Annotated in this window: 21 protein-coding genes; 16 read left to right on the top strand and 5 right to left on the bottom strand. The window is 48.1% G+C overall.

The genetic code is table 11. The features are described 5' to 3' along the window. Nucleotides 1–206: 206 nt before the first annotated feature. Nucleotides 207–1310, top strand: coding sequence for a tetratricopeptide repeat-containing glycosyltransferase family 2 protein (locus LG211_RS06245; RefSeq protein WP_269477175.1), 1104 nt, complete (start codon nt 207–209; stop codon nt 1308–1310). Next, complete coding sequence (locus tag LG211_RS06240) at nt 1300–3276, top strand: collagen-like domain-containing protein (protein ID WP_269477174.1); 1977 nt, start codon at nt 1300–1302, stop codon at nt 3274–3276. The genes LG211_RS06245 and LG211_RS06240 overlap by 11 nt, the downstream gene beginning before the upstream one ends. A gap of 176 nt (nt 3277–3452) precedes the next feature. On the opposite strand, the gene LG211_RS06235 is transcribed toward LG211_RS06240, so the two are convergent. The 4 genes from LG211_RS06235 to LG211_RS06220 all read right to left on the bottom strand — a co-directional run bounded on the left by LG211_RS06235 (nt 3453) and on the right by LG211_RS06220 (nt 7541). Further along, nucleotides 3453–5306 carry a heavy metal translocating P-type ATPase gene (locus LG211_RS06235; RefSeq protein ID WP_148398492.1) on the bottom strand — a complete coding sequence of 618 codons (1854 nt, stop codon included), beginning with the start codon at nt 5304–5306 and terminating at the stop codon, nt 3453–3455. 46 nt (nt 5307–5352) lie between these two features. Beyond that, nucleotides 5353–5571 (bottom strand): cation transporter, encoded by a 219-nt coding sequence (locus tag LG211_RS06230; protein ID WP_148398494.1) that lies wholly within the window; start codon nt 5569–5571, stop codon nt 5353–5355. A gap of 59 nt (nt 5572–5630) precedes the next feature. Then, the gene (locus LG211_RS06225; protein WP_148398496.1) at nt 5631–5990 is read right to left on the bottom strand and encodes an ArsR/SmtB family transcription factor; all 360 of its coding nucleotides are present in this window, start codon (nt 5988–5990) and stop codon (nt 5631–5633) included. Nucleotides 5991–6671: 681 nt separating this feature from the next. Next, complete coding sequence (locus LG211_RS06220) at nt 6672–7541, bottom strand: LysR family transcriptional regulator (protein WP_148398498.1); 870 nt, start codon at nt 7539–7541, stop codon at nt 6672–6674. Nucleotides 7542–7797: 256 nt separating this feature from the next. Between LG211_RS06220 and LG211_RS06215 the strand changes: the two genes are divergently transcribed. The 14 genes from LG211_RS06215 (at nt 7798) to LG211_RS06150 (ending at nt 24470) form a co-directional block, all read left to right on the top strand. Then, nucleotides 7798–9177: an aspartate-alanine antiporter-like transporter gene (locus LG211_RS06215; protein WP_148398500.1), complete on the top strand. Its 1380-nt coding sequence runs from the start codon at nt 7798–7800 to the stop codon at nt 9175–9177. Nucleotides 9178–9192: 15 nt separating this feature from the next. Then, entirely contained in the window at nt 9193–10710 is a 1518-nt protein-coding gene (locus LG211_RS06210; protein ID WP_148398502.1) for an acetyl-CoA hydrolase/transferase family protein, read from the top strand. A gap of 43 nt (nt 10711–10753) precedes the next feature. Then, entirely contained in the window at nt 10754–12130 is a 1377-nt protein-coding gene (locus LG211_RS06205) for an aldehyde dehydrogenase family protein (protein ID WP_253020513.1), read from the top strand. A 797-nt stretch (nt 12131–12927) separates the two neighbouring features. Next, nucleotides 12928–13677, top strand: coding sequence for an SDR family NAD(P)-dependent oxidoreductase (locus LG211_RS06200; protein ID WP_269477173.1), 750 nt, complete (start codon nt 12928–12930; stop codon nt 13675–13677). A 16-nt stretch (nt 13678–13693) separates the two neighbouring features. Then, nucleotides 13694–14737, top strand: a complete 1044-nt coding sequence (locus LG211_RS06195; protein ID WP_269477172.1) for a zinc-dependent alcohol dehydrogenase — start codon at nt 13694–13696, stop codon at nt 14735–14737. 18 nt (nt 14738–14755) lie between these two features. After that, entirely contained in the window at nt 14756–15676 is a 921-nt protein-coding gene (locus LG211_RS06190) for a dihydrodipicolinate synthase family protein (RefSeq protein ID WP_269477171.1), read from the top strand. 16 nt (nt 15677–15692) lie between these two features. Beyond that, entirely contained in the window at nt 15693–16622 is a 930-nt protein-coding gene (locus LG211_RS06185; protein WP_253020509.1) for a hydroxyacid dehydrogenase, read from the top strand. Nucleotides 16623–16641: 19 nt separating this feature from the next. Further along, complete coding sequence (locus LG211_RS06180) at nt 16642–17799, top strand: amidohydrolase family protein (protein WP_253020508.1); 1158 nt, start codon at nt 16642–16644, stop codon at nt 17797–17799. Nucleotides 17800–17820: 21 nt separating this feature from the next. Further along, nucleotides 17821–18348: a TRAP transporter small permease gene (locus LG211_RS06175; protein ID WP_253020507.1), complete on the top strand. Its 528-nt coding sequence runs from the start codon at nt 17821–17823 to the stop codon at nt 18346–18348. After that, complete coding sequence (locus LG211_RS06170; RefSeq protein ID WP_253020506.1) at nt 18345–19637, top strand: TRAP transporter large permease; 1293 nt, start codon at nt 18345–18347, stop codon at nt 19635–19637. Before LG211_RS06175 ends, LG211_RS06170 begins: the two co-directional genes overlap by 4 nt. A gap of 64 nt (nt 19638–19701) precedes the next feature. Beyond that, nucleotides 19702–20805, top strand: a complete 1104-nt coding sequence (locus LG211_RS06165) for a TRAP transporter substrate-binding protein (RefSeq protein WP_253020505.1) — start codon at nt 19702–19704, stop codon at nt 20803–20805. A 98-nt stretch (nt 20806–20903) separates the two neighbouring features. Further along, nucleotides 20904–21842, top strand: coding sequence for an AAA family ATPase (locus tag LG211_RS06160; RefSeq protein ID WP_253020504.1), 939 nt, complete (start codon nt 20904–20906; stop codon nt 21840–21842). Between the two features lies 1 nt (nt 21843). After that, on the top strand, nt 21844–23214 hold the full coding sequence (locus LG211_RS06155) for a DUF58 domain-containing protein (RefSeq protein WP_253020503.1): 1371 nt from the start codon (nt 21844–21846) through the stop codon (nt 23212–23214). After that, nucleotides 23211–24470, top strand: a complete 1260-nt coding sequence (locus LG211_RS06150; protein WP_269477170.1) for a hypothetical protein — start codon at nt 23211–23213, stop codon at nt 24468–24470. The genes LG211_RS06155 and LG211_RS06150 overlap by 4 nt, the downstream gene beginning before the upstream one ends. Before the next feature lie 9 nt (nt 24471–24479). Here the strand turns inward: LG211_RS06150 and LG211_RS06145 are convergent, their stop codons facing one another. Next, entirely contained in the window at nt 24480–26528 is a 2049-nt protein-coding gene (locus tag LG211_RS06145) for a sigma-54 interaction domain-containing protein (protein ID WP_253020501.1), read from the bottom strand. Between the last annotated feature and the right edge of the window lie 74 nt (nt 26529–26602).

Here is a 26602-nt window from a genome sequence, read left to right as displayed (position 1 = left end):
CCTCTACAATCTCTCAGTTGCTGCCAGTGCGATTTTCGCAAGGGCCATTTTCTTCATTATATCGTATTAAGGCCCATTCAACAACTTAACTTAAATGTTTTCCGCAGGATGAAAATCATTTTTCCCCCGCACCTGGCCCATGTAGCCTTTTTCACCACTGCCGCATACCATAAAGAGAAGTCATGGAAGAAAGTTGGAGGTGCGGCATGGTAACGATAAGTCTGTGCATGATCGTAAAAAATGAAGAGGATGTTTTGGAACGATGTTTACTGTCTGCCAAAGAGCTGGTTGATGAAATCATAATCGTCGATACCGGTTCTGCTGACAGAACGAAAAGCATTGCTCTTCGGTTTACAGATAAACTTTATGAGTATACCTGGAAAGATAATTTTGCAGATGCGAGGAACTATTCCTTTTCGAAAGCTAGCATGGATTACTGCATGTGGCTGGATGCCGACGATGTAATTTTACAAGAGGATCAAAAGAAATTTCTTGAATTAAAGGAAGAAATGGACGGAAGTGAGGATATCGTCATGCTGCCCTATCATGCGGCTTTCGATATAACCGGCTGCCCAACCTTCACTTATAACCGGGAACGGCTGATTAAGAACTGCGGCCGCTTTTTCTGGGAAGGAGAAGTACACGAGGCGATAACGCCAACTGGAAAAATCCTTTATAGAGAGGCTTCTGTGACTCATAAGAAGATGAAGCCGGGTGATCCGGATCGGAATCTTCGAATCCTTGAGAAGAAAAGACAATCAGGGATAACGCTTCCACCGCGTCAAAAATTTTACTATGGGCAGGAATTGTATTTTCATAAGAGGTATGAAGAAACGGTCCTGGTCTTGAAAGAATTTATAGAGGAAGACGGAGGGTGGATCGAAAATAAATTAGAAGCTTGCAAATTGCTGTCGGACTGTTATCTGAAAATTGATAAGGAAATCCTTGCCTTGAGAGCTTTATTGAAAAGTTTGGAGCTGGATGAACCTCGGGCAGAAATCTGCTGTCAGCTGGGGGAATATTTTTTAGATCGAAACCAGCTGAAACAAGCGGCATTTTGGTTTGAGACAGCGCGTACAAGAGAGCCGGATCTGAGATCGGGAGGATTTGTACAGCCTGAGTGCTACGGCTATATTCCTAATCTGCAATTGGCTGTCTGCTATGACAAAATGGGGCAATGGGAAATGGCAAGTCGCTGCAATGAACAAGCTGCTGTTTTCAAACCGGATTCGGATGCGGTAAGCTACAATCGAATCTATTTTGAAAACAAATTAAAAGCAATTAAAGGGGAGACTTTTAATGAGTTATAAAACAAATTTTACCGGGTTTGTAAATCAAGCCCATGGAGCAAACCTAGGAAATTCCTGCGACTGTAATAATTCGACTGACAGCCAGTGCGGCTGCGGCGGGCAGTCGGGGGGAAACTGCGGCTGTGGATGCGGCCAGAGCGGAGACTGCGGGTGCGGATGTCCACCGACGCCTCCAAAACCTCCGGTATGCTGTACAGGACCGACCGGCCCAACGGGACCAACCGGCCCTGCAGGGGCAGGCATTACTATTTTAGGACATTACAATTCGTATGAAGAATTGGTTGCTGCTCATCCAGTAGGCTGCATAGGTGATGCGTATATTGTAAATGGTGAGCTATATGTGTGGGATCCGGATACCTGCAGATGGAAAAACACCGGAGTTATACAAGGGCCGACCGGCCCGCAGGGACCAGTGGGTCCGCAGGGACCAGAAGGAAGACCAGGCCCAACCGGTGCAACAGGTCCAAATGGAGCAACCGGTCCGCAGGGACCAGCTGGCCCTGCAGGAGCTACCGGGGCAACCGGGCCCCAGGGGTTTGCTGGAGTGACTGGAGCCACAGGCGCAACCGGTCCGCAGGGGCCGACTGGGCTGCAGGGAGCAACTGGTAATGCAGGCCCGACTGGTGCAACTGGCCCGAGCGGTGCAACCGGTCCGCAGGGGCCGACTGGGCTGCAGGGAGCAACTGGTAATGCAGGCCCGACCGGTCCAACAGGCCCGAGCGGTGCAACCGGTCCGCAGGGGCCGACTGGGCTGCAGGGAGTAACTGGTAATGCAGGCCCGACCGGTCCAACAGGCCCGAGCGGTGCAACCGGTCCGCAGGGGCCGACTGGGCTGCAGGGAGTAACTGGTAATGCAGGCCCGACCGGTCCAACAGGCCCGAGCGGTCCGAGTGGAGCAACAGGGCCCACAGGAGCAAGAGGAGCCACAGGCCCGACCGGTCCAACAGGCCCGACCGGTCCGACTGGTCCCAGGGGAGATGATGGAACTCCTGGAACAGCAGAAACCATTCAAATACAGAACACAACTACCGGTGAGCCTGGAACAGATGCGCAAGTCGTTGACGTAGCCGGATCGCCGGACCATGTTCTCGAGTTCATCATTCCAAGAGGCCACACAGGAGCCACGGGCCCAACCGGTCCGACAGGCCAGACAGGAGCCACTGGAGCCACGGGCCTGCAAGGTATTCAGGGCCAAAGAGGAGATCAAGGTCCAAGAGGTGAACAGGGTCCGGAGGGACCGGAAGGTCCACAGGGCCCTCAGGGACAGCCAGGACAATTAGGCGCCACTGGAGCAACTGGTCCAACAGGCCCAACAGGCCCAACCGGAGCCACGGGTCCTGCGGGCGCAGTAGGAGCCACCGGACCACAGGGCGATACGGGAGAACCAGGTCCTGCCGCAACCATCCGTATTGGAAATGTAATAACTGGAGATCCGGGTACGGCTGCTGAAGTAATCAATACCGGAAATGAGAATGATGCCATCTTTGATTTTATCATTCCCCGCGGAGAACCGGGAGGCGCCGGGATACCTGAAGTGCTGGCGACGATAGATACGACTAATCAGACATCAACTGCTGGAGCACCATTGACCTTCAGTGAAACGCCGCTGATCTCCGGATCAGCAATCACTCACCAGGCAGGATCTGCACAGGTGGAAATTCACCAGAACGGCGTTTATCAGGCAGCTTTCCACAGCACTGCAGCAGTCAATCCAGGAACTGCTATTCCGGCAACTGTTACTGCACAGCTTTATTTAAACGGAGCCCCTGTAAGCGGTGCAATTACACGTCACACCTTTGCTTCGACCAATGAAGCTGCGACCTTGTCCTTTAATGTACCGTTCCTGGTGGATGCAGCCCCTTCCACAGTGGAAGTTGTAGTTGCGCAGGATGGATTTACGTTTAGTGACCTGGCTTTGACCATTACTCGCTTAGGAGAAGCCACCAATGTCAGAAGCAACGTATAACGTGAAAATAAAAGGATGAGCTAAATCTAATCCTTTAGCATAAAAGGGCTGCTCCATGAAGAAAAATGATTTACTTCATGGGGCAGCCCAATTTTTATGACGTGGAAAATGCTGACTTTGCCAGGTGTCGCCGGAGTATTCCTTCAAAGAGGCTTGAATAAAGAAACCTGCCAGCTTTATAAATTTTTTGTCCGCAGCGCTCGCATGGAATTAAGGATCGCGATTACAGCCACTCCTACATCCGCAAACACGGCAGCCCACATGGAAGCTAGCCCCAAAGCTCCCAGCACTAGAACGAGAGCCTTGACCGCTAATGCGAAAACTACGTTTTGCTTAGCAATGGTCAGGGTTTTTCTAGCAATTTTTATAACGACGGAGAGTTTTGAAGGCTGATCATCCATAATTACTATATCAGCGGCTTCAATTGCTGCCTCCGAACCGAGTCCACCCATAGCTACTCCAATATCCGCACGAGCCAGAACCGGTGCATCGTTGATCCCGTCTCCGACAAAAATCACATTTCCCTTTGCTTTTTTTGTCTCAATGATCTCTTCTGCCAATTCGACCTTATCTCCAGGCAAAAGTTCTGCATGAAAAGCATCCAGATTAATCGTGTCTGCAACTTTTTGGGCAACCGCCAGCCGGTCACCGGTCAGCATAACCGCAGAACGCACACCGGCATCCTTCAGGCCCTGTATAGCAGCAGCTGCATCCTTTTTGATGGTGTCAGAGATGGAGATGTAGCCCAAATATTCCTTTTCGTCCGCCAAGTGTACCAGAGTAGCGCTTTCCGTTTCTGGGAACTCATCGATACCTAAAGAGCGCATCAGCTTACTGTTGCCCGCATAGATTGCTTTGCCATCGATAATCGATTTAACTCCCTTGCCGGAGATTTCTTCAGCGTCGGATACCCGGCTTTTATCGATTGGTTTTCCGAAGGCCTCTTTGATGGACAGAGAAATCGGATGGTCGGAGTAACTCTCCGCATAAGCGGCCAGCTCCAGGAATTGATCCCGGTCAAGCTTCAAACTATGCACGTCGGTTACGGAAAAGGTACCCGTAGTGAGTGTGCCAGTTTTATCAAAGATTACCGTATCTACGCTGGCAAGGGCCTCCAGATAATTGCTCCCTTTGACCAGAATTCCGCAGCGCGAAGCGCCGCCCACGCCGCCGAAGAAGGCAAGGGGCACGGAAATGACCAATGCGCACGGACAGGAGATAACCAAGAAGATCAGCGCCCTGGATATCCAATCGCTGAAAGTCTGGCCGGGAATGGCAAGCGGCGGAATGACAGCCATCAGAGCCGCTGCAATGACCACGATCGGCGTGTAATAACGGGCAAATTTGGTTATGAATTTTTCTACTTTTGCTTTCTTACTGCCGGCGTTTTCCACCATATCCAGAATTTTGGCGACAGTAGATTGGTCAAATTCACTGCTGACTTTTATTTTAAGAATGCCGGTCAGATTAATGCAGCCGCTGGTAATGGGCTGTTCAGCTGTCACATCCTGGGGCAGTGATTCGCCGGTCAGAGCAGAAGTGTCCAGAGAAGAATGACCTTCCAGAACGACTCCGTCCAAAGGCACTCGCTCGCCGGGTTTTACCAGGATAATATCTCCGATGGCGACCTCATAAGGGTCAACCTTCTCTTCATGGCCGTCCTTCAGCAAGTTTGCGTAATCGGGACGGATATCCATGAGTTCACTGATGGAACCGCGGGACTTGTTAACCGCATATTCTTCAAATATGGTCCCCACCAGATAAAAAAGCATAACGAAAACAGCCTCTTTATAGTCCTTTAACCCGATGGCACCGATGGTCGCGATGGCCATGAGAAAGTTTTCGTCGAATACCTGACCGTGGCAAATATTGCGAATAGCGGTCAGTAGCGTATCATAGCCGGCGATTAGATACGAGGCTATAAGGATGATAAAAGCTGCCAGTTCAGGGAGGGGCAGCAGCGCTCCCATAACTAATAGTATGCCCGAGACGGCTGCCCGTCCCAACTGTATCTTCTGCTTGCGTTTCATATAGAATTACCCCTTTCGATTGCAGATATGTGTCGTGCCGATCAATCTAGCGGACGATTTTGCAGCCGCGCTCCACTTTCGTAATGGCCTTTTGGGCCAGATCAACGGCTTCGTTGAACTTATCGTCGTCAGCTTCCAGTATTAATCTCTGCGACATAAAATTGATGGTCGCGCTGTCCACGGAGTCCAGCTTGTTGATGGCAGCTTCCATCTTTGCGGCGCAGTTTGCACAGTCCAGTTCAGATAATTTAAATGACTTTTTCATGGTTGGTTCCTCCTAAAATTAAATGATTAAGCAATTGTTTAATTAATGGTTAAATTTTTTTATCGTTTGCAGTTCATATCAAAGACACTGTCAACGATTTTGTGAACGAGATCCGCTTCTTCCGTATCTGCCAGCGTATAATAAGCTTCCTTGCCTTCACGGCGAACCGTCAGCAGCCCGGCCTGCTTCAAAACTCGCAGATGGTGTGAAACAGCCGGAGAACTCATGTCTATGGCGGCTGCAATGTTGATTACGCATTCTTCACTGTGACACAGAAGCCATAAGATCTTTAACCGAGTTGTATCACTGATTAGTTGAAAAGTATTAGAGACTTTTTCAAAGGTGTCCAGTGTGGGCTTATGTTCCAGCAGTTCTAAAGTGTGGCTGCCGTGGTCATGAGGAAGTGTGGGTTTTGCCATATCAGATTCCTCCTTTCTTATAATACAGGAAATATCAATTGCGTAGCATTTCCTGTATTTCAACAAAGTCTACTTCTTTCAAGAATCGGCGAAGCCGACTTTGTTATAACGTAGGAAATACGATCATTGATATTTCCAGTCTATTGGCCAAGGCTGCTCCTTTTTAAGAATCAGCAACGGCGACTTAGTCTGCAAACGATTAAATGAATGTTTAATCGTTTGCCTATACTATAACTTTTCCGAATTGTTTTGTCAAGGCTTTTTCATAAAAAATTGCTGGCGCGCTTGGGTGGGTGAGCGGAGGGGGCAGCAAAGTATCAAGTTTGGCCGCAGGCCCCCTGGTTGCGGGCGTGTGGCTCCCTTCGGAACGTAACGCTCAAGGATTGGGGGACCACGACGATCACGGTTATTGCGACAACCCCTCCCTCAGGGGAAAAAAGTAAAATCGTTGTTCAAAATTTACGCCGTTTTCAACGACTGCGCCTCGTCAGATTGGGGATTGACCGGGTTTTGCCCATATCCCGCGGAACCAGCCACTACAACCCCACAATTTTGCGTAAAAAAGCCAAATTTCCAAAAAAATTTTCCAAGCCAAAGAAAAAACAATTTCATCTGCCGCAGCAACCCAAAACTTGGCGGTTCGCAGCACGCATCGCACCCAAAAAAGTCCGCGGCCGGAACCTAAAAATCCAGCTGAGTAATATAGGAAATAAAGGATTTCATAGCAGCGGATAAATATGTATTCTTCTGCCAGAACACATGGACATGGGCCGGCATGGGCCGTTCCAGCGGGACGCAGCAAATATCCGGATCGTCGGCAAAGATATCTTTATAAATAATCGTGGCCGAATTATTATCGCGGATCATGTAACGAATGGTGGAAAGCTGGCTGGAATTCATGATGATATTCAAATCAATGTCCGAGAAAGTGGAACGGATCGATTTGTAATGATAAGACCCTTTAGAAATAATCACCAGAGGAAGGCCAGACAGCATTTGGGCCGCAATCTTCTTTTGGCTGGCCAAAGGGTGGTCTTTGTTGACCGCCAGCTGCAGTTCAGTGGCAAAGATTTCCTTGGAATCACAATTGTTGTAGCAAGTTTCATTCTTGATGCCAAGGAGCAGATCCAGCTCCGCGTTGCCCAGCATTCGAATGCCGTCGATGGTTGCGATTTCAAAGATTTCCAGCTCAATATTTGGATGTTTTTCATTGAAATCAGGGATGATCTTGCGAAAGAAAAAGGTTCCCATAACAGAAGGCACTCCCAAACGGAGGACCGCCTTTCTGCCCTTAGATAGATCACAGGCTTTTTCGTAATAGCTTGCAAACTCCTTTAAAAACTGGTTTGTGAGCGTCTGAAAGGCTTCCCCTTCATGGGTTAGGCGAAGCCGATTGTTGACGCGGGAAAAAAGCTTGTAGCCCAGCTCCGTTTCCAGCCCGTTAATGGCTGCTGTGATCGACGGCTGTGAGATATGACAAGCTTCCGAAGCTTTGGTTATGCTCCCTTGTCTGCAGACTTCTTCAAAATACCGCAAATGATTAATATTCATAATGGTACCCCCTAAATTCGAAATATTGAGAAAATTCATATCAGATTCCCTTTAACCCTATTTTTTCTGTCAACAGTATAACAGATGATTCTGCTGGAAAACAACTAAATATATAGAACTGTAATCCTAGAAAAAACTGAGGGTATTATCAGAATAATCAATTTTTCCTGTGTTATGGATTGTGATATCGTTAACAAAGTAAAACAGCGCTGTAGCTTTAAAACTGCTTGAGAAATAAAAATTAGAGGAGGCCTTTATGAGGTTTGAATTTATCAATTTGCTGATGAATCCCTTCATGCTGATGTTTTTCGCCATCGGCACCGGCTTGATTTTCGGAAAGATTAAATTTGGGAAATTCAGCTTCGGATCTTCAGGAGCCTTGTTTACCGGACTGGTGATCGGCTGGGCTATGTATCAGTACGGCGGACATATTGTGGCGCAGGGCGAAAGCGCTGCCGGATATGAAGCCGCCAAAACAATGATGGACAATGGAATCATCGATGGAAATTTTTTAGAGATGTCTTTGATCTTTTTCGTAGCGGCGATCGGGCTGCTGGCGGCCAAGGATATGGGCGTTGTTATACGGAAATACGGTCCTAAATTTGTCGCCCTGGCTGTCATTATCACCTTTGTCGGTGCACTGGGAAGCTTTGGCGGCATGAAGCTGGTAAAGGAGGCCGGCGCCTATGAATTTTCGGGGGTTTACGTGGGTGCTCTGACCAGCTCGCCGGGCCTTGGAGCGGCATTGGAAACAGCTGAGGATCATGCAAAATCTGTGGCAGCCGATTATCAGCAGGCATCCCAGGAAGAAAAAGAACATGTTTTGCAGGTGATTGGAGATGACTCCCTGACTGTGGACAATACACCGGCTCTCACGCCCCAGCAGCAAGACGCATATGTGACCAACGCCACAGGAGGCGTAGCCACCGGATATGCCATCGCTTATCCCTTCGGCGTTATCATTGTCATCTTTGCCGTCAGCTTCTTTGCCATTATTTTCAGAATGGATCTGAACAAAGAAAAAGAACGCTACAAACTGGAAATGAATGAGGCCAGGGGGATGGTCAAGGAAAGAAATATTCCGGTCAGCCCATTCAATATGATCGCCTTCGCGGTGACCTGCGTTGTGGGCTATCTGGTTGGGAGCATCGAAATTTATCTCGGCCCTTTGGGATATTTCAGCTTGGGCGCTACCGGAGGAATCCTGATCATGTCCCTTTTGCTGGGTTCCATCGGCAAGGTCGGCCCTCTTTCCTTCCGAATGGACAACAAAGTAATGGGCATTATCCGCGATATCGCACTGGTATTCTTCCTGTGCATCGTCGGGTTAAAGTACGGATATGTGGCCATCAACGCCTTGACCGGATCCGGCGTACTTCTGGCTGTTTCCGCCCTGGTGGTGGGAATAACGGCCATGCTGGTGGGATTCGTTGTCGGCCGCTATGTGTTCAAGCTGAACTGGGTTGTGCTTTCGGGTGCGATCTGCGGCGGGATGACATCCACACCTGGACTTGGTGCAGCGGTAGACGCTCTGGAAAGCGATGATCCGGCGGCCGGGTATGGAGCTACTTACCCATTCGCGTTATTATGTATGATCATATTTACAATTATATTAAACCAGTTGCCAATTGTGTAATGGAGGTATTCGAACATGAGCGAAAAAAAGATGGGCCTTGCGGCCAGGCTGAGAGATGAAAAAGCGTTAGCATTAGTACGATCAGCGGAGGAAGCAGCAGAGATAATTAAAGACGGGATGACAGTGGGCGTCAGCGGTTTTACGCCATCCGGTTATCCCAAGGCTGTGCCTCTTGCTCTGGCAGAACGGGCGAAAGGCGGAGAGAAAATAAAGATCGATCTCTATTCGGGAGCATCGGTAGGACCGGAGATCGATGCGGCTCTTACTGAGGCGGGCGTGATCAAAAAGCGGCTCCCTTATCACACCAATGCCACCATCCGCGGCAAGATTAACGAAGGCGAAGTCGAGTACATAGATATGCATTTATCCCAGAGCACCCAATATGTCAATTATGGTATGCTAAACAAAATCGATGTGGCCATAGTTGAAGGGCTGGCCATCACGGAAGAGGGCCATATCATACCGACCACCGCAGTGGGCAATGCTCCCGCATTTATCAAAAACGCAGATCAAGTCATCGTGGAGATCAATCTAAAAAAGCCCATGAGCCTGGAAGGAATGGCCGATATTGTCCTGCTGGATAATCCGCCCAACCGCAAACCCATCGGTATCTGCAATCCGGCCGACCGAATCGGCATGCCCTATATGGAGTGCGGGTTCGATAAAATTGCTGCCGTTGTCATTACCGATATGCAGGATAAAACCAGGCCTCTGGGCGAAGTGGACGATGCTTCCAAAGAGATTTCCAATAACATCATAAAATTTTTTGATAGAGAAGTTGCCTCTGGAAGATTGACAAATTCTCTGCTTCCGTTACAATCGGGAGTAGGAAGTGTTGCCAACGCGGTTCTCTACGGCCTGTGCGATTCCGAGTATGAAAACCTGACCTGCTACACAGAAGTGGTACAGGATTCCATGCTGGATCTGCTCCGGTCGGGGAAAGCCAATATGGCTTCTACCACAGCGCTCAGCCCTTCCCCTGCTGCGCTGGAAGAGTTTTTAGATGAAGTTGATTTTTTCCGGGATAAGATCATTTTAAGACCGCAGGAGATCAGCAACAATCCGGAAGTCGTGCGGCGACTGGGTGTGATTGCCATGAATACCGCCATTGAAGCGGATATCTATGGAAACGTAAATTCCACCCACATTATGGGATCGAAGATGATGAACGGGATCGGAGGTTCCGGGGACTTCTCCAGAAACGGCGCCATTACCATTTTCAGCACACCGTCTACAGCTAAGGGCGGTAAAATCTCTTCCATTGTACCGATGGTTTCCCATGTGGATCATACGGAGCACGAAGTGATGGTGCTGGTTACCGAACAGGGTTACGCGGACCTGAGGGGACTGAGCCCAAAGGAACGGGCCGTGAAAATCATTGAAAACTGCGCCCACCCGGATTTTAAGGAAGAGCTGATGTCTTATTTTAAACGGGCCTGCGATTCCTCGGCGCTGCATACGCCGCATATTCTTACAGAAGCGCTGTCATGGCATTCCAGATATCTGGACACGGGGAGCATGCTGGAAGAGTGATAAAAAACGTTAATACATAAAAACAAAGATGGAGGAAAAAAGAATGGATGAAAAAGCAATGAGTCAGGAGTATATAGGCGGATTTATCGAACGGGCAAGAAAAGCTCAGGCTGAATTTGAAAAAATGACCCAGGATCAAGTTGATCTGGCCGTCAAGACAGTGGGAAAAGTCGTATACGACAATGCGGAGTATCTGGCGGAAATCGCGGTGGAAGAAACCGGCATGGGCAATGTCCCCGATAAAATCGCCAAAAATAAGCAGAAATCAAAAATTGTCTGGAACAACTTGAAAGGAAAAAAATCCAGAGGAATTCTCGATACAGATGAAAACACAGGCATTACCAGAATTGCTAAACCCATCGGTGTGGCGGCAGCCATTACACCTTGCACCAACCCGATTGTTACGCCGATGAGCAATGCGATGTTTGCCTTAAAGTGCGGCAATGCAATCATTATCACGCCTCACCACAAAGCACAGAAATGCAGTACTAAGACTGTAGAAATGATTAATGCCCAGCTGTCCAAGCTGGGATATCCGGAACATCTCATTCAAATCCTGGATCAGCATTCCAGAGAAAACACCAGAAACTTGATTTCGTCCGCGGATATCGTAATCGCTACCGGCGGCGCGGGAATGGTCAATGCAGCCTATAGCTCCGGCCGTCCGGCTCTGGGCGTTGGCGCTGGCAATGTTCAGTGCATCATCGATGAAGGATATGACTATAAAGAAGCGGTGCCCAAGATCATCGCCGGCAGAACCTTTGACTATGGAATCATTTGCTCCGGAGAGCAGTCCGTTATCTGCCCGGAAAAAGACTACGATGCAATCATGGCTGAATTTGAAGCGGGCGGCGCCTATGTGGTAAAAGATCCGAAAGAGCTGGAAGGTGTCCGGGAGGCTCTCTTCCAGGATGGAAAACCCAACCGGCATTCAGTGGGCCAGTCGCCGGAAAAGATCGCCGAGCTGGCGGGGATCGAGCTGCCGGAAGGCACCAAGATCATTGTTGCTCAGGCGGATGGAACGGCTTTGACAGATGCGCTGGGCGGAGAAAAAATGGCTCCGGTTATTGCCGCATATAAATATAAAACCCTGGATGAAGGGATCAATATTGCCAGAGAGAATTTGGAGAAAGAAGGTAAGGGGCATAGCGTATCCTTCCACTCCGATTCGGAAGACCATATCAGACACGTAGGCGAAGAACTATGCGTATCCAGATTTGTAATTAACCAGGTTTGTGCCAGCAGCGCAGGCGGAAGCTTCTATAATGGCCTGGCTCCGACCAACACGCTGGGATGCGGAAGCTGGGGTCATAATAGTATCTCCGAAAATCTGGATTACAAACATCTGATGAACGTATCCAGAATCGCCCGTTACATGCCCAATAATCATGTTCCTTCCGATGAAGAGCTGTGGGGATAATTGCAATTAAAAAAGGTAAGTGCAAACTCTTAAATAAATAAAGCTTTTAAAGGAAAATCGCCTGAAATCGTGAGTTCAGGCGATTTTCTTTTTGTATGGAAAAAAGCTGGCTGGCAGGCTGGAACTCTTGCGGCATCCCGGGAGCATGCGATCTATTGTCAATGCCCAAAAATTGGAAACTTTTTTTGGGTGCAACTCTGATATTCTAAAGATGCGGGCCTATGGTGTGTGGAAAGTACTGGGCCGAGTATCGGAACTGGGCGTTTTTTGTGGATGCTGATATTTCGGGAGCGTTTTCTGCTGCTGCGCCGCCTTGGTTTAAGGGGAATTGTCGGTATACGAGAAGAAACGTCTCCTTACCGATACGTTTCCTGATGGTACCGCCTGCGATGAAGGAGAACGTATCAGATTAGAAAGATTTTCGAGTTCGTTTTGATAGTTTCCCGGCGGGCGCCGATCTACCTGCCAGAAAGCCAAAAACTACACTATGCCCTTTCGGGGACCGGACTGCGTGACGCCAACTTGCAAAACACCGGCCTGCATAACGCCCGTTTGACCAACACCGGCCAACATATAAAAAGTGTTACAAAATGAAAAAAATAAAATGGAATATAGCCGGTCTGTTACAAAATGGAGCAATGAAAAAGAGCTGCTTTTTTCGATCAAAAATGACATGATTCTTGCAAAGCTTGATTTTTCAATGGTCGCATTCAACGTTTTAAAAATTCAGTAAATTGGCACAGTTGTTGCGTGATATATAAGTAAATCTACAAACGGAAAGAGAAAGGAGGAGATCGATGGATCTTGGAATCAATGGAAAAATTGCCATCGTGACCGGAGCCGGCAAGGGGATTGGGAGAGCCTGCGCACTGCAGCTTGCCAGAGAAAAGGCGGCGGTGGTTATCAGCGATATCGATGACGAAGCCGGACTAAAAACAAGTGCGGAGGTGGTACAGCTGGGAGTGGAGTCCCTATTCATCCACTGCGACGTTTCACAGGAAGGGGACGTGAAAGATCTGTTTCGCAAAACCCATGAACATTTCGGAAGAATCGATATTCTGATCAACAATGCGGGAATTTCGCCCAAACTGCCCTTTTACGAAATCACGGAAGAACAGTTTGACCAGGTGCTGAACATTAATCTAAAAAGCAATTTCCTGTGTTCAAAGGAAGCTTTCGCATATATGAAAGACAACGGATGGGGCCGGATCGTGAGCCTGTCCTCACTTGCGGGACTTCACGGGGGAATTAATTCTGCGGCCCACTATTCAGCAACGAAAGCCGGCATCATAGGTTTGACCAAAACGCTGGCCAAGCAGGTGGGCAAATACAATATCACCGTTAACTGCGTAGCACCGGGGCGGATCGACACCGCCATGACGAGGATGCTGTCAAAAGAACAGCTGGATGAAGTGCTGGCGCGAATCCCAATCAGGAGGCTGGGTACAGTGGAAGAAGTGGCCAACGTAATTACCTTCCTTGCTTCTGAGGGAGGCTCGTATATTACAGGTTCCTGCGTGGAGATTTTAGGCGGTTATACAGGGTGATTGTGAGGTGTGAGAAATGAAAGCAGTTGTAAAATTTAAAGATGGAAAAGATGGATGGGAAATCAGGGATCTGGAACGTCCAAATCCCGAGGATAACGAGGTCGAGATCAAGGTAATGGCAGCAGGAATTTGCGGCAGTGAGCTGCACCTGTATCATGACAACCATACCTATACGCCGCCGGTGGTCGTAGGCCATGAATTTTGCGGTGAGATCGTCCGCGTAGGAAAAGATGTGACCAAATGGAAAGTGGGCGACCGGGTCGTGAGCGAAAACAATAAAAGCGTTTGCGGCGTCTGTGATTTCTGCAGAACCGGACAGCCGATTCTGTGCCCGGAGAGAAAGCCGGTAGGTTATAAGGTTAATGGAGGCTGGACCAGCTACTTCTGCACGCCGGAACATCTGCTGATAAAGATCCCGGATAACGTAACCTTCGATGAAGCGGCAATGACAGAACCGGTCAGCGTCGCCACCCAGGCGCAGATCGTCCGCAAAACGGTCAATATCGGAGATGTGGTCCTGGTGCAGGGATGCGGAACCATCGGCATGATCAACGCCATGGTTGCAAAAGCCATCGGCGCCAAACATGTGATCCTCACCGGAACAGAGGTCGATGAGCCGGTACGCCTGCCTATTGCAAGGCAGTTGGGACTGGATGAAGTGATCAATGTAGAAAAAGAAGATTTAAAGAGCCGGATTATGGAAATCACCAATGGAGCAGGCGTTGATGTGGTCATCGAAGCATCCGGCGCGGATCCGGCGATTTACCAGATGGTCGATTTGATCAAGAAAACCGGACAGATCGTCGCGATCGGCGAAACGGCAAGGCCGGAGCTTACCTTCCCATGGACAGCCGCGGTGTTTAAATCCTGCACCATCAGCTATTCCTTCGGCGCAACTTTCGAGGCATGGAAGCAGGCCCTTGAGCTGATGGGAGCAAAAAAAATCAATCTGGAACCGCTGATTACCCATCGCATTCCGCTGGAAGACTTCCGCGAAGGCTTTTCGCTGTTGGAAAAGAAGGAAGCTTTGAAGGTTATCATGCATGCCAGTGATTATTAAAATCGAGGAAACAGAGTTATGAAGAAAACATACCAGGGAATTATTCCTCCCATCATATCCCCCATCGATGAGAAGGAAAATATCGATGATGAAGGATACAGCGCGCTGCTGGAATATTGTATTGAGAACGGGCTTCATGGAATCTTTGTTGCAGGCACCAATGGCGAAACCATGGCACTGACGCAAAAACAGCGGGAACACATCATTGACCTGACCTTAAAACAAGTAAAGGGAAGAGTTCCGGTCATAGCGGGGGTGATGGATACAAGTACCAGGCGGGTGATCGAAAATATAAAAGAACTGGAATCGCTGGGCGGAACATGCGCTGCCGTGACATCGATTTTCTACGATCGCCATACCTCTCAAGACGAGACGATCCGCCATTTCGAGAAGATATTAACAGAGACGGATGTGGATTTAGTGATCTACAATATTCCCTCTTTTACCGGTATCAGATTGACAGCAGAAACGGTTATGAAAATCGCAGTACTGGATGACAGAGTGGTAGCTTATAAAGATAGTTCCGGCGCCTATGGGGACTTTATGAAAGTCCTCAGCAAATATGAAGATACGCCTTTTTCTGTCATGCAGGGCGTGACACCGCAGGCCCTTTCGGCAGTCCTGATGGGAGCGGATGGATTCGTTCCTGCGCTGGCTCCTGCTTTTCCAAAGATGTTCGTTTCAGCCTATGAGGCGGCCAGAGATAAAAACGTAGAACTGACAAAACAGTACAACCGTCTGATCATGGAATCATCCAAGATTCTGGGAATGACAGCCAATGCCACAGCGGCGGCCAAATTTGCGATTTCACTACGGGGGTTTAACGATAAACGCGTCATTTTCCCGCAGGATACAATTCTAAGGGAAGAGGAAGAAAACATAAGAAAGAAATTCGAAGAAATCGAAGCGGCCTATCAGGCTATCGCAGCCTTGAATTGAAAATGAGGAAGCTGTTATGAAAAAAATTTTATATATTCAGCCGCTCCACCCGAGCGGAATGGAGTTTTTAAAAAAGAAATATCATGTGTTCACAGCAAATAATGAAGATCAGCAATACTTAAAATCCATCATTGGCGATTACCATGCGGTTGTAACCAGGCTGACCGTGATTGATCGGGAATTGATCCAATCGGCAGAGCATTTGCAGGTTATTGCCAAGCACGGCGTGGGCACAGATAACATCGATGTAAAAACAGCAGAACAGCAGGGAATCAAAATTGTGACAACCGGGGATGCCAATTCCAGATCCGTTGCGGAACATACCATTTTCGCATTGGGAGCCCTGAGCAAAAGAATCGTCTATCTGGACCAGGCGATGCGTCATAGCAAGTGGCAGACACGCGATGAAAAAGGAAGCGTGGACTTTGCGGGTAAAACAGTCGGTGTGATTGGATTTGGGCGGATCGGTTCCAAAGTGGCAGAGATAGCAAAATACGGATTTGAAGCGAAGGTACATATTTATGATCCAATTATGAAACGGGAGGAAATCGAAGAAAGAGGATTTGTCTATGAGCAAGATCTGGATGAGCTCTGCAGCAAATCGGATTTCTTGACGGTGCATGTGCCTCTCTTAGAAAGTACAAGGAATTTGATCGACGGGCGCAGGCTGGCGCTGATGAAGCCTACGGCTTTTATCGCCAATTTTGCCCGGGGCGGAATTATAAACGAAGCGGATCTTTATCAGGTGCTCAAAGCAAAGAAGCTGGCGGGAGCCGCCCTCGACGCATTTGAAACAGAACCTCCTGAGGAAACACTGCCATTGCTTCACCTTAGTAATGTGCTGTTGTCCCCGCACTGCGGGACATTTAGTGAGGACTCGAAAAAACGCATGTCAATGGCGGTAGCAAAGGGGATTGATGCAGTTTTGAGCGGCGAGGATATGTAAGAAAGGAGCAAATAACAGCATGGTATATGATTATATAATCAGAAACGGGATAGTCATTGACTTCCAGCGAAACCAATTCTACAAAAAGGATCTTTATTTGGTAAAAGGGCGGATTGTAGAAGGAGATCCTTCTGCCGATGGGGCGGAAATCATTGATGCGGAGGGGAAATACGTTCTTCCTGGGCTAATCGATATGCACGCCCATTACTTTTACGGCGGAAACAATCTGGGGATCAACGCTGATATCCTATGTCCGTCACAGGGAATTACCACCAGTATCGACGCCGGATCAACGGGGACCATGAATTTTGACGCTTTCTATCGCAATGGGATGCTCGACTCCATGACAGAAATAAAAGCCTATATCAATCTGATCCCGGAAGGCGTAAAGGCAGGTTATAAACGAGGAGAATGCTGCGATCCCGACGATATGGATTGTGATCAAATACTTGCATTTTTTAAAAAATACCCCCACGCCATCAAAGGATTGAAGCTGCGCATTGCAGAAGAAACCACAAAAGGTTTTGGGCTTGAGCCCCTTGAAAAAGCAGTTCAGATCGCTGAAAAGATCAGATGGGAAGGGTATCCCTGCGTTTTGGCGGTTCATTGCGCCAATCTGCCGGAGGATGCGCCCATATCCGGAATTCTCCAATTATTAAAACCGGGAGATTCCTATACCCATCTATACCAAAACTTAGGAGAGACGATCTTTGATTCGGATAGAAAAGTAAGAAAAGAGCTTAGGGATGCCAGAAAACGGGGAATCCTCTTTGAAACCGGAAACGGCAGCATTCATTGGTCAATTCCCAATTTAACGGATGCGTATAAAGACGGCTTTTTCCCGGATATTATCAGTTCCGATGCAGTGCTGCAATTTATTTGGAAAAAACCATCCTTCGGTCTGCTCCATGCAATGAATACTTCGCTGCTGTGCGGCATGGATGAGCTTTCAATTATGAAAGCGGTCACCTATGCACCGGCCAGAGCGCTGGATATGGCTGATGAAATCGGTACGTTGGAGAATGGAACAAGGGCAGATGTGGCAATTTTTGATATTTTTCCATGCAAGCAAGAATTTTTTGATCGGTTCGGCAATCGCAAGGAAAGTGAACGCGTATTTGTTCCGCTTATGACCCTGCGGGAGGGCAAACCGGTCTTTAGACAATCATTTTTCTAAGAAACGCAAAGGAGGAAAAGAATGAAAGTAATAAAATGGCTGGATAAGTACTTCGAAGAGATTCTGATGGCTGTCCTGCTGACTGCGATTGTTCTGGTGATGTTCGTGCAGATTTTCCTGCGCTATGTTGTCGGTCATGCGCTATCCTTCCCGGAGGAAGTTTGCCGCTACATGTTCATATGGATGTCATTTTTAGGAATCAGCTATTCCGTTCGCTGCAGAAATTCCCTGCAAATTGATATTTTGGAAACTCTGGTGCCCAAGATAAAACCAATCTTGAATTTGATCGCCAATATTGTTTTCCTAGGTTTCTGTGGAGTGATGATCTGGCAGGGAATCATATCCGTTGCCAAAATCTATGACCATAATCAAACAAGCGCAGCAATCGCATTACCGATGTGGATCGTTTATGCCGCATTTCTCGTAGGCTGCTGCTTATCCGTAATACGTCTGATTCAAGTTATATATGAAGATTTTATTTTGAAACACAGACAGAAAAAGCAAGAGCAGTTGATGGAAGATGAAACGGAAGGGAGGGACCAGGTATGAATGCGCTCGCCATATTATTCATTGTATTTTTCGGACTTTTGATCATCGGAGTCCCCATCGGCGTAAGTGTTGGGTGGTCCATGATCGCAATTGCACTATTTACAGATACCCACGGAGTAACGGGGGAATATGTATATCGAAACATAGCCAGCTGTCTGGATTCCTATATTGTTCTTGCTGTACCGCTGTTTATCTTTTGCGGTGTTATCATGGGCAGAGGCGGAATCAGTAAACGCTTATTCGACTTTTTTTCTTACTTTATCGGTAATTTTACCTCTGGGCTTTTGGCAGCGGTTGTGGTTACCTGTTTGTTCTATGGTGCCATTTCCGGGTCCTCTCCAGCAACGGTAGCCGCAGTTGGAGCTATGACGCTGCCTCTGCTGGTAGAGCTGGGATACGACCGGGTTTGGGTCACTGCGCTGATTTCGGTAGCAGGTACCCTGGGCGTTATGATTCCGCCCAGTATTCCCTTTATCTGGTACGGTCTTACAGCCGGACAATCCATCAGCGACCTCTTTATTGCCGGTATCCTTCCGGGATGTTTGGTCGGTTTGATTTTAATCGTTTACAGCTACATCTACTGGAAGATCAGAGGGGAAGACAAAGAACGGATTCGTGCCAGCGTAGACGTGCTCAGGAAGAAAGGCCTTTGGAAAACCTTCAAAGACAGCTTCTTCGCGATATTGATGCCTGTCATCATCCTGGGCGGAATCTACAGCGGCGTTGTAACACCGACAGAGGCTGCCTGTATTTCCGTTATTTATTCGATCCTTGTCAGCCAGTGCATCTATCGCACCCTGACTTTCAAAGATTATCCGGCGATTTTCAGAGAAACATTGAAGACGCTCAGCTCGGTTATGTACATTGTAGCGGTTGCCATGGCTTTCGGCCGGGTAATGGCGCTGATGGGTGTTCCGGAAATGGCCAATGATCTTGTTACCAGCATATTCCACTCAAGGACAGCGATCCTGCTGATCATGGTTGTCATTATGGTAATTCTGGGGATGGTCATGGAAGTGGTAAGCGCGCTGCTGATTTTGGCCCCCATCTTTGTGCCTATCGCCACCGGAGCAGGGGTGGATCCGGTTCATTTCGGCGTAATCATGGTTGTGGCGTTAGCAACAGGATTTGTAACGCCGCCGGTAGGACTCAATTTATACGTCGCCAGCGGAATGAGCGGAGTAGGCATCATGCCTCTGGCCAAAAAAGCGTACCCGATGATAGCCGTCTTTATGCTGGCTGTCATTGCGATTGCCTTTATCCCTTGGTTCTCTACCGCGCTTTTATAGAGGGGCGGAGAAAATATTCGTTATTGCTTATTAAGTAATGGATTTGTAATACGGAGGAAGAAAAATGAAAAAAATAATTGTTATGATTACTGTAATCCTTACGGTGGCACTCGGGTTCGCCGGATGCGGCGGAGGAGATGACAAAACTGCCAGCAGCGGCGGAGATGGGGAAAAGTATAAATTCGTCATCTCTCATTCCATGGCTGAAGATACGTCGTTCGGCTATACCATGAAGGAGCTGGAAGCGGACCTGGAGGACAGCGGCCTATTCGATGTGGAAGTTTACGGCGCCAGCGCTCTGGGCAGTGAACCGGAAAGCATCCAGGCAACTCAGATGGGCGAGATTCAGCTCTATATGACCATTGCTGGTACATACTCATCCTTTATCCCTGCCATCTATGTATTTGACCACCAGATGCCATGGATCGGCAATGCTGACGAAGGGATTGAAGTACTGCAATCTATCTACAAAGACAAAGAGTTCAGCGATTACATCAAAAAAGCATCCGAAGGTACGGGACTGAAGGTGGTCGGGTTCTCTACGCTGGGATACAGAACCTTTACGACGGATAAAAAAGTCCAGGACTTCTCCGATTGGAAGGGTATGAAGCTGAGAACCATCGAGAACCCGATCCACATGGAAGCCATCAACTCTTGGAAAGCAACCGCAACGCCGCTGTCCTTCACCGAAGTATACGCAGCATTGCAGCAGGGCCTGATCGACGGACAGAGTAATCCGCCGGAACCGACTTATTCCAGCAAATTGTATGAGCCTCAGGATTATATTACAAATGCGGATCATGTTTTCCATGTCGTTCTCTGGACCGTCAGTGAAGATTCCTGGAACAGCTATTCAGAAGAAGCACAGAAAACACTGCAGGCTTCCATCGATAAAGCCTGTCAGACAATGACCGATTACAGCTTGGAACACACCGATAAGTATCTGAAAATCTTCAAGGACAAAGGCTGCGAACCGATCTATCTGCCTTATGAAACGATGAAGCAGATGCAGGATGCCGTACAGCCGGCCAATAAAATGATTCCGGAGTACTCAGGCAAAGAAGCATACGACTTATTTATGAAGACCTTCGATAAGAGCGTAAAAGAACTTGGCTACGATCAATCGAAAGAATCTTATGAAGCGTATGTTAAAGAAAAAACAAAATAGGACCGTCAACGCTCAACAATGAACGAACAGAGCCGCTATGTATGAAAAATATGTAGCGGCTATTCGTGCATGATGGGAAAGAAAGGAAGCTCAAATCCATGAGAGACATTAAAACAATTACTGAATTGATATTGGACGAAGCCGAAAAAATCATCAAAGGGAAGCGGGATGAAATAAAGCTATTGATCATGTCCATGCTGGCAGGCGGCCATGTCTTGATCGACGACGTACCGGGAACAGGAAAAACCACATTGGTCAAGATCATGGCAAAGACTTTGGGCTGTGAAGCCAGAAGGATCCAGTTTGTTTCTGATTCCATGCCCAGCGACATCATTGGCATGAATATTTATAACCAAAAACAGCACGACTTCCAGCTTCGGAAAGGTCCGGTGTTTACCAATATTCTGCTTGCGGATGAAATAAACCGGGCCATGCCGAGAACCCAGTCGGCGCTGCTGGAGGCAATGGAAGAAAAACAAGTGACCATCGACGGCGAGGCGTATATGCTGCCAAAACCCTTTCTCGTTGTTGCTACGGAAAATCCTGTTGAATATGAAAGCACGTTCAATCTGCCCATCGCCCAGCTGGACCGTTTCTTCATCAAGCTGTCGCTGGGATATCCGAGCAGGGAGGATGAAAAAAAGATGCTCATGAGTTCGGCCCATGGCATTGATTTATCCCTGGTCAACAAAGTGATCGATGGGGCGGAATTCCTCAAGCTGGCTGATACGATTGGAGCGGTCCATATTGAGGAGAAGGTTTTGGATTATATCATTGACCTTGTGAACAAAACCAGGAGCCGGGACGACATTGCTGTCGGGGCAAGTCCAAGGGCGACAAAGAATCTGTTCCAGGCATCGAAAACGTGGGCGGCCATGCAGGGCAGAAACTTCGTAATCCCGGATGATGTACAGAAAGTGGCTCCGCCGGTGTTGTCCCATCGGCTGGTGGTGAGCGCCATGACTGATTTGACCGACGGACAGAAGACGGATATGGTAAAGGATCTTTTAGAAGAAATAGAGATAGAGAAAGACTGACATGAAAAGAGAAATATTAATCGATGAAACAAGCTTTTTCATGAGCATTCCTGTGATCATCGCTATGACTTTCTGCTGTATTGCAGCCCTGTACTGGTCCCTGGATGAGGTGGCGGCTGTTCTGCTGTTTCTGATTTTGATCGGCCTGGTTGCCCAGATATACAGCCATCTGACCTTGAGGTCCATTGAGGTCAGCGTAGAGTGTGAACAAAGAGTCGTTTTCCCAGGAGAACGTATGCGTCTTTGCTGCAGGATCAGAAATACAGGCAAGCTGCCGATTTTGAATTTTATGATACGCATTCCGATCAGCAGGTATGGCCCGGTTGCACCAGCAGATGAGGCAGATTACCGCAGCCTGAGTGATGCGGAAATCAGTAAAGCCAGAATGTACAGCGAGCAGATGGGCTTTGTTCTTGAAAAAAGAGTTCCCTATATCAGGGGCGGCGAGAGCCTGAACTGGGAGCCCCGGCTGAGGGCTGTCAAACGAGGAGAGACGGTTTTGGAAGACCGATTCCTTTACTGCGGAGATCCTTTCGGCCTCATTCATACATCAAAAAACAGCCGGCAGAATTGCCGGATATTGGTCTGCGCCCAAATTGTCCCTGTAAGAGTCGAGCCTTTTTTACATAACCTCAAGTTCAGCAGCCAAGGGGCCAAAAGCATTCACGAAGATGTAACGCTTATAAAAGGCAACCGCCCATACCAGTTATTTGACCCGGTGAAGTCCATCAATTGGAAGCTTTTGGCCAGTCAGGACAAATGGGTGGTCAACCTTTATGATCCTGTCTGTACCAAGCAGGTACATCTTATTTTCGATGGGGAGAGCTACAACCGGAAAGAGATCCCAAAGGCTGCGCTGGAAAACACTCTGCGTATTCTCTTTTCCGTGATCTTCAGGCTTTACGAGAAAGGGATGGGGTGCGGAATTTCACTGCCCAAGTCAAGAGCTTGTGCGCCGCGCAATCTCATGTTTCGAGATCCCCAGGCTTTGTCCGTGATCGCAGAATATCTGGCAAAATATCAGATCCTGGATCTGGAGGACAAGACGGAGGAAAAACACACAATTCTGCAGGAACGATCCAGCCTGTCGTCGGCAATCATAAGAGCCAGGGAAGAAAAGGAAAAAGCAAGGGCTATCCCAAAGAGCCGCTCCTTGTTTCGAGTGAAGGACCTCCTGGAGAAGAATGGTAATATCGGTGAATATTTTTACTTTACTTATGACGGAGCGCGATTTTTGGACAATAAAATGCTTGTCGCCCTTGCCCATGAGAAAGTAACCATTGTTTCTTATAAAAGATACGGCGGGGATGATCCGGCGCGCAGGGGCCGCGCGATCCATATTTCTGAGATTGGAGAGGGGATAAAACGATGAAGAATAATAGAAGCGATTTCCTTTCGGGCTGCATCTGCCTTTATTCCGTTTCCATACTTGCTTACTATACGGCGTATATCTTTTTTATTGGCAAACGAATGGACGCTTTCTACATATCGCATTTCATTTATGTTTTTTGCGGAGCACTGCTCCTTTACACTTTCGACTATCTGACCCGCGGAAGGACGAGTCTGTTTTGCTATGTCCTGCTGAGCTTTTTTTTTGCAGCCGGATGTTTCATCTGCTTTTCGCTGACAAAAGAAGCCAGCATAGAGCTGGCTGCAGTCTGTGTGTGTTTATCCTACTGTGGAAAAATGCTCAATGATAAGCCACTGGAAAAAATATCGGTTATTACCAGGTTCGAGCTGACGACGATTCTTTTACTGCTGCTGATGGTTACGTTGGAACTGAAACCAAATTTAAACGGGAATATAATTCCCATGGCAGCCGCGGTTTTAATCAGTTTGGCAGAGGTAAGCAGGATCAGCGTTTATAAAAAGAATGGTGACCCACTGCGAATCGGGGTGATCGGCCTATATATGGCCGTGTTAGGCTGTACTGTAATTCTTGTAAAAGAGAAAAGCTGGATTCTCGCAGGGATGTCGTTTGCTGTTGAGGGAATAAAACAGACGGGAAAAGCGTTAGGCTCCCTTGTGACCGGATTTTTCAGCTACGTGGCGGCCCATTTGACAGGCAAAACCAGCAGTCTGGTCAGTGAACATACAAACGGGGAATATATGGAAGAAAGCGGTCATCCCGGATTATTGATTGGAGTGATTGTTCTTGTTTTCCTTTTGTGTGCTGTTCTATTAATCGGCTTTATAAAACACCGCGGGAAGGGCGGCAGCACAAAGAAGGGAAAGGAAACGCGCCGCCGCCCGGGATATAGCAAGCCGGTTAACAAAGTACAGAAAAAGCAATCTTTTCGTAAAATGGGCGTATGGAGATTTTGGTTGATACCGGCAGGAAATCCCCGTATCTTTTTGCATAAGGCCGCCTTTCTTTGCCGCAAATCCAAACTGCGCTTGCAAGAATATCATTCGCCAAGGCAGTTCATGGATCATCTGCTGGGTGCGGGGCTTTTCGATGAAGCCGTCAAAGAGCAGCTGGCCGCGCTGGCCGATCAAATCGACTGCTTTTATTATTCCGGATCGCCGCAGAAGTGCGGGTATGAAAGGCGGCAGGGTCAGCTGCTTTTAAAGGAGATTCGGAAAGGGATCAGAAAAGAAAAGCGTCGAAACAAAAGAAAGCATTGACAGAGCAGGCTACTCCTGTTTTATCCCATACTTTTTAATTTTCCGGTAAAGTGTGTTGCGGGCAATCCCCAAATGCTGAGCTGTAGCCTGTATGTTATGGTTGTATTTTTTTAAGGCATCGATAATCAGCAGCTTCTCATAATCCGTGAGAACGCTTCCTTCGTCGGAGGCTTCTTCCTGGGCGGGATCCGCTAAAATCAGCTGGTTATCCTGCTTTTGGTAGAACTCGAAGATTCCGTTATACGTGCAGATATCGGAGATGGAGATGATGTTATTGTCATTGACTCTGGATAAAACCAGGCATCGCTCCAGTACGTTTTCCAGCTCGCGGACGTTTCCCGGCCAGGAATAGCTCTGCAGCAGGCGGCGGGCATCCTCGTTGAGCTTGATATCCCGTTTGAACTGCTTGGAAAAACTATCGATAAAGTTATCGATCAAGCGGTCCACATCCCCGATTCGCTCCCGCAGGGGGGGAATTGATATAGATATCACGTTAATTCGATAATAGAGATCATCGCGGAAATGGCCTTCCTTTACCAGCTGCCATAGGTCCTGATTGGAGGCCGCGATAATGCGGATATCGATGGAAATCTCTTCTGTCCCGCCGACCCGCACGATGGTCTTGCTTTGCAATGTCCGCAGCAGCTTGGACTGCATTTCCATAGACATGGAATTGATCTCGTCCAAAAAGAGGGTGCCGCCGTTGGCTGCTTCAAATTTACCGATCTGTCCTTCCCTTTTGGAGCCGGTAAAGGAGCCGCCCACATAGCCGAATAGCTCACTTTCCAGTAAGGAATGGGGAATTGCCGAACAGTTGATGGCAACAAAAGGCCCGCTGGAATAGTTGCTTTCATTGTGGATGGACTGGGCGAACAGCTCTTTGCCCGTGCCGCTTTCTCCCAAGATCAGGATGTTATTGTCCAGCTTAGCGGTTTCCCGGGCCAGCTTGATGGTTTGCTGAATTTCAGGACTTTCGCCGATGATATTGTCAAAGACATAGGTGGCTTTGAATTTTTGGGAACCGGCGCCGGCGCACTTGTTAATCAGCGCCTTTTTAAAAATCCCAATGGCCATAACCAATTTTTCGTTGTCATTGACCACAGGCTTTATGGTAGCGAAAAAAGTTTCCTGGGTGGAACCGATGTTTAGTACCACTTTACGATTGGCAATGGAGTGGGGCGAATTGAGGACTTCGCGGAACGGATTTTTCCCCCAGATAGTTTCACAGTTGAAACCGATCAGGCTGTTCCAGCCCTCGCCCAGTGTATTTTGCGCAGGTGAGTTGGAGAAAAGTATTTTCCCTGTATTGTCCACAATAATCGCAGGATCTTCGATCATTTCAATCACCGATGTGATAGTTTTTTCGTTGATTCCCGAGTAGGAACGGATGTCTTTGGAAATCAAATATTCAATATAGTATTTCAAAGTGACCAGCATGCCCAGCGTATGTTTATGCATGGGCCAGCAGTTTCCCTCAACAGTCAGCACCAGCAAAAGGTTTCCCGAAGAGTCCATAATGGGAACGGAGGCGCAGGTGAGACCGTGGCACATGGTTTTGTAATGCTCATAAGCCATAAGCTGGACCGGACGCTGCAGGAGGGCGGCCAGGTTGGTGGATGTCGTTCCCGCATCGGCTTCCGTGTGGCTTTCACCAATGATGAGTTCCCGCCGTTCGGAATCCTGTCCGGCAATTTTTTTGCCGAAACGCATCAGCAGGCATAGTTCCTGATCGTACAAGTCGATGCGATAGCCGGAATCGCGGATGTTGTCCGCGGTTTCCTGAAGGATCGGGCGTACCAGCTCGATGATCCAATTATTTTTCTTCAGCTTTTCCGATAATATATGTAAGGGGACCGTGACCACATGTTCATCATAAGGGTCCATTCCCCGGTCTTTACAACGCTGCCATGAACTGAGTACTTCCGGAGAAATATCAATGGACGAGGCTACGCGTCCGGTACTCATGAACGTTTTCCATGCCTGTTCCTTTGCTGACATGTTCTCCTGGAGCAGTTTCCATTCCGTCAATACATCTCCGTTCCAATTATAAATCGTCATAATGATATCCTCCTGTTGCAATGAAAGAAAATTCGTTTGGTCTAATTATATACCAAAGAACTGACGAAGTGTTC

This window comes from Hominibacterium faecale, assembly GCF_020734085.1.
Lineage (GTDB): Bacteria > Bacillota > Clostridia > Peptostreptococcales > Anaerovoracaceae > Hominibacterium > Hominibacterium faecale.
The sequence above is the reverse complement of the archived record's forward strand: the minus strand, read 5'-3'. Positions and strand labels throughout refer to the sequence as shown.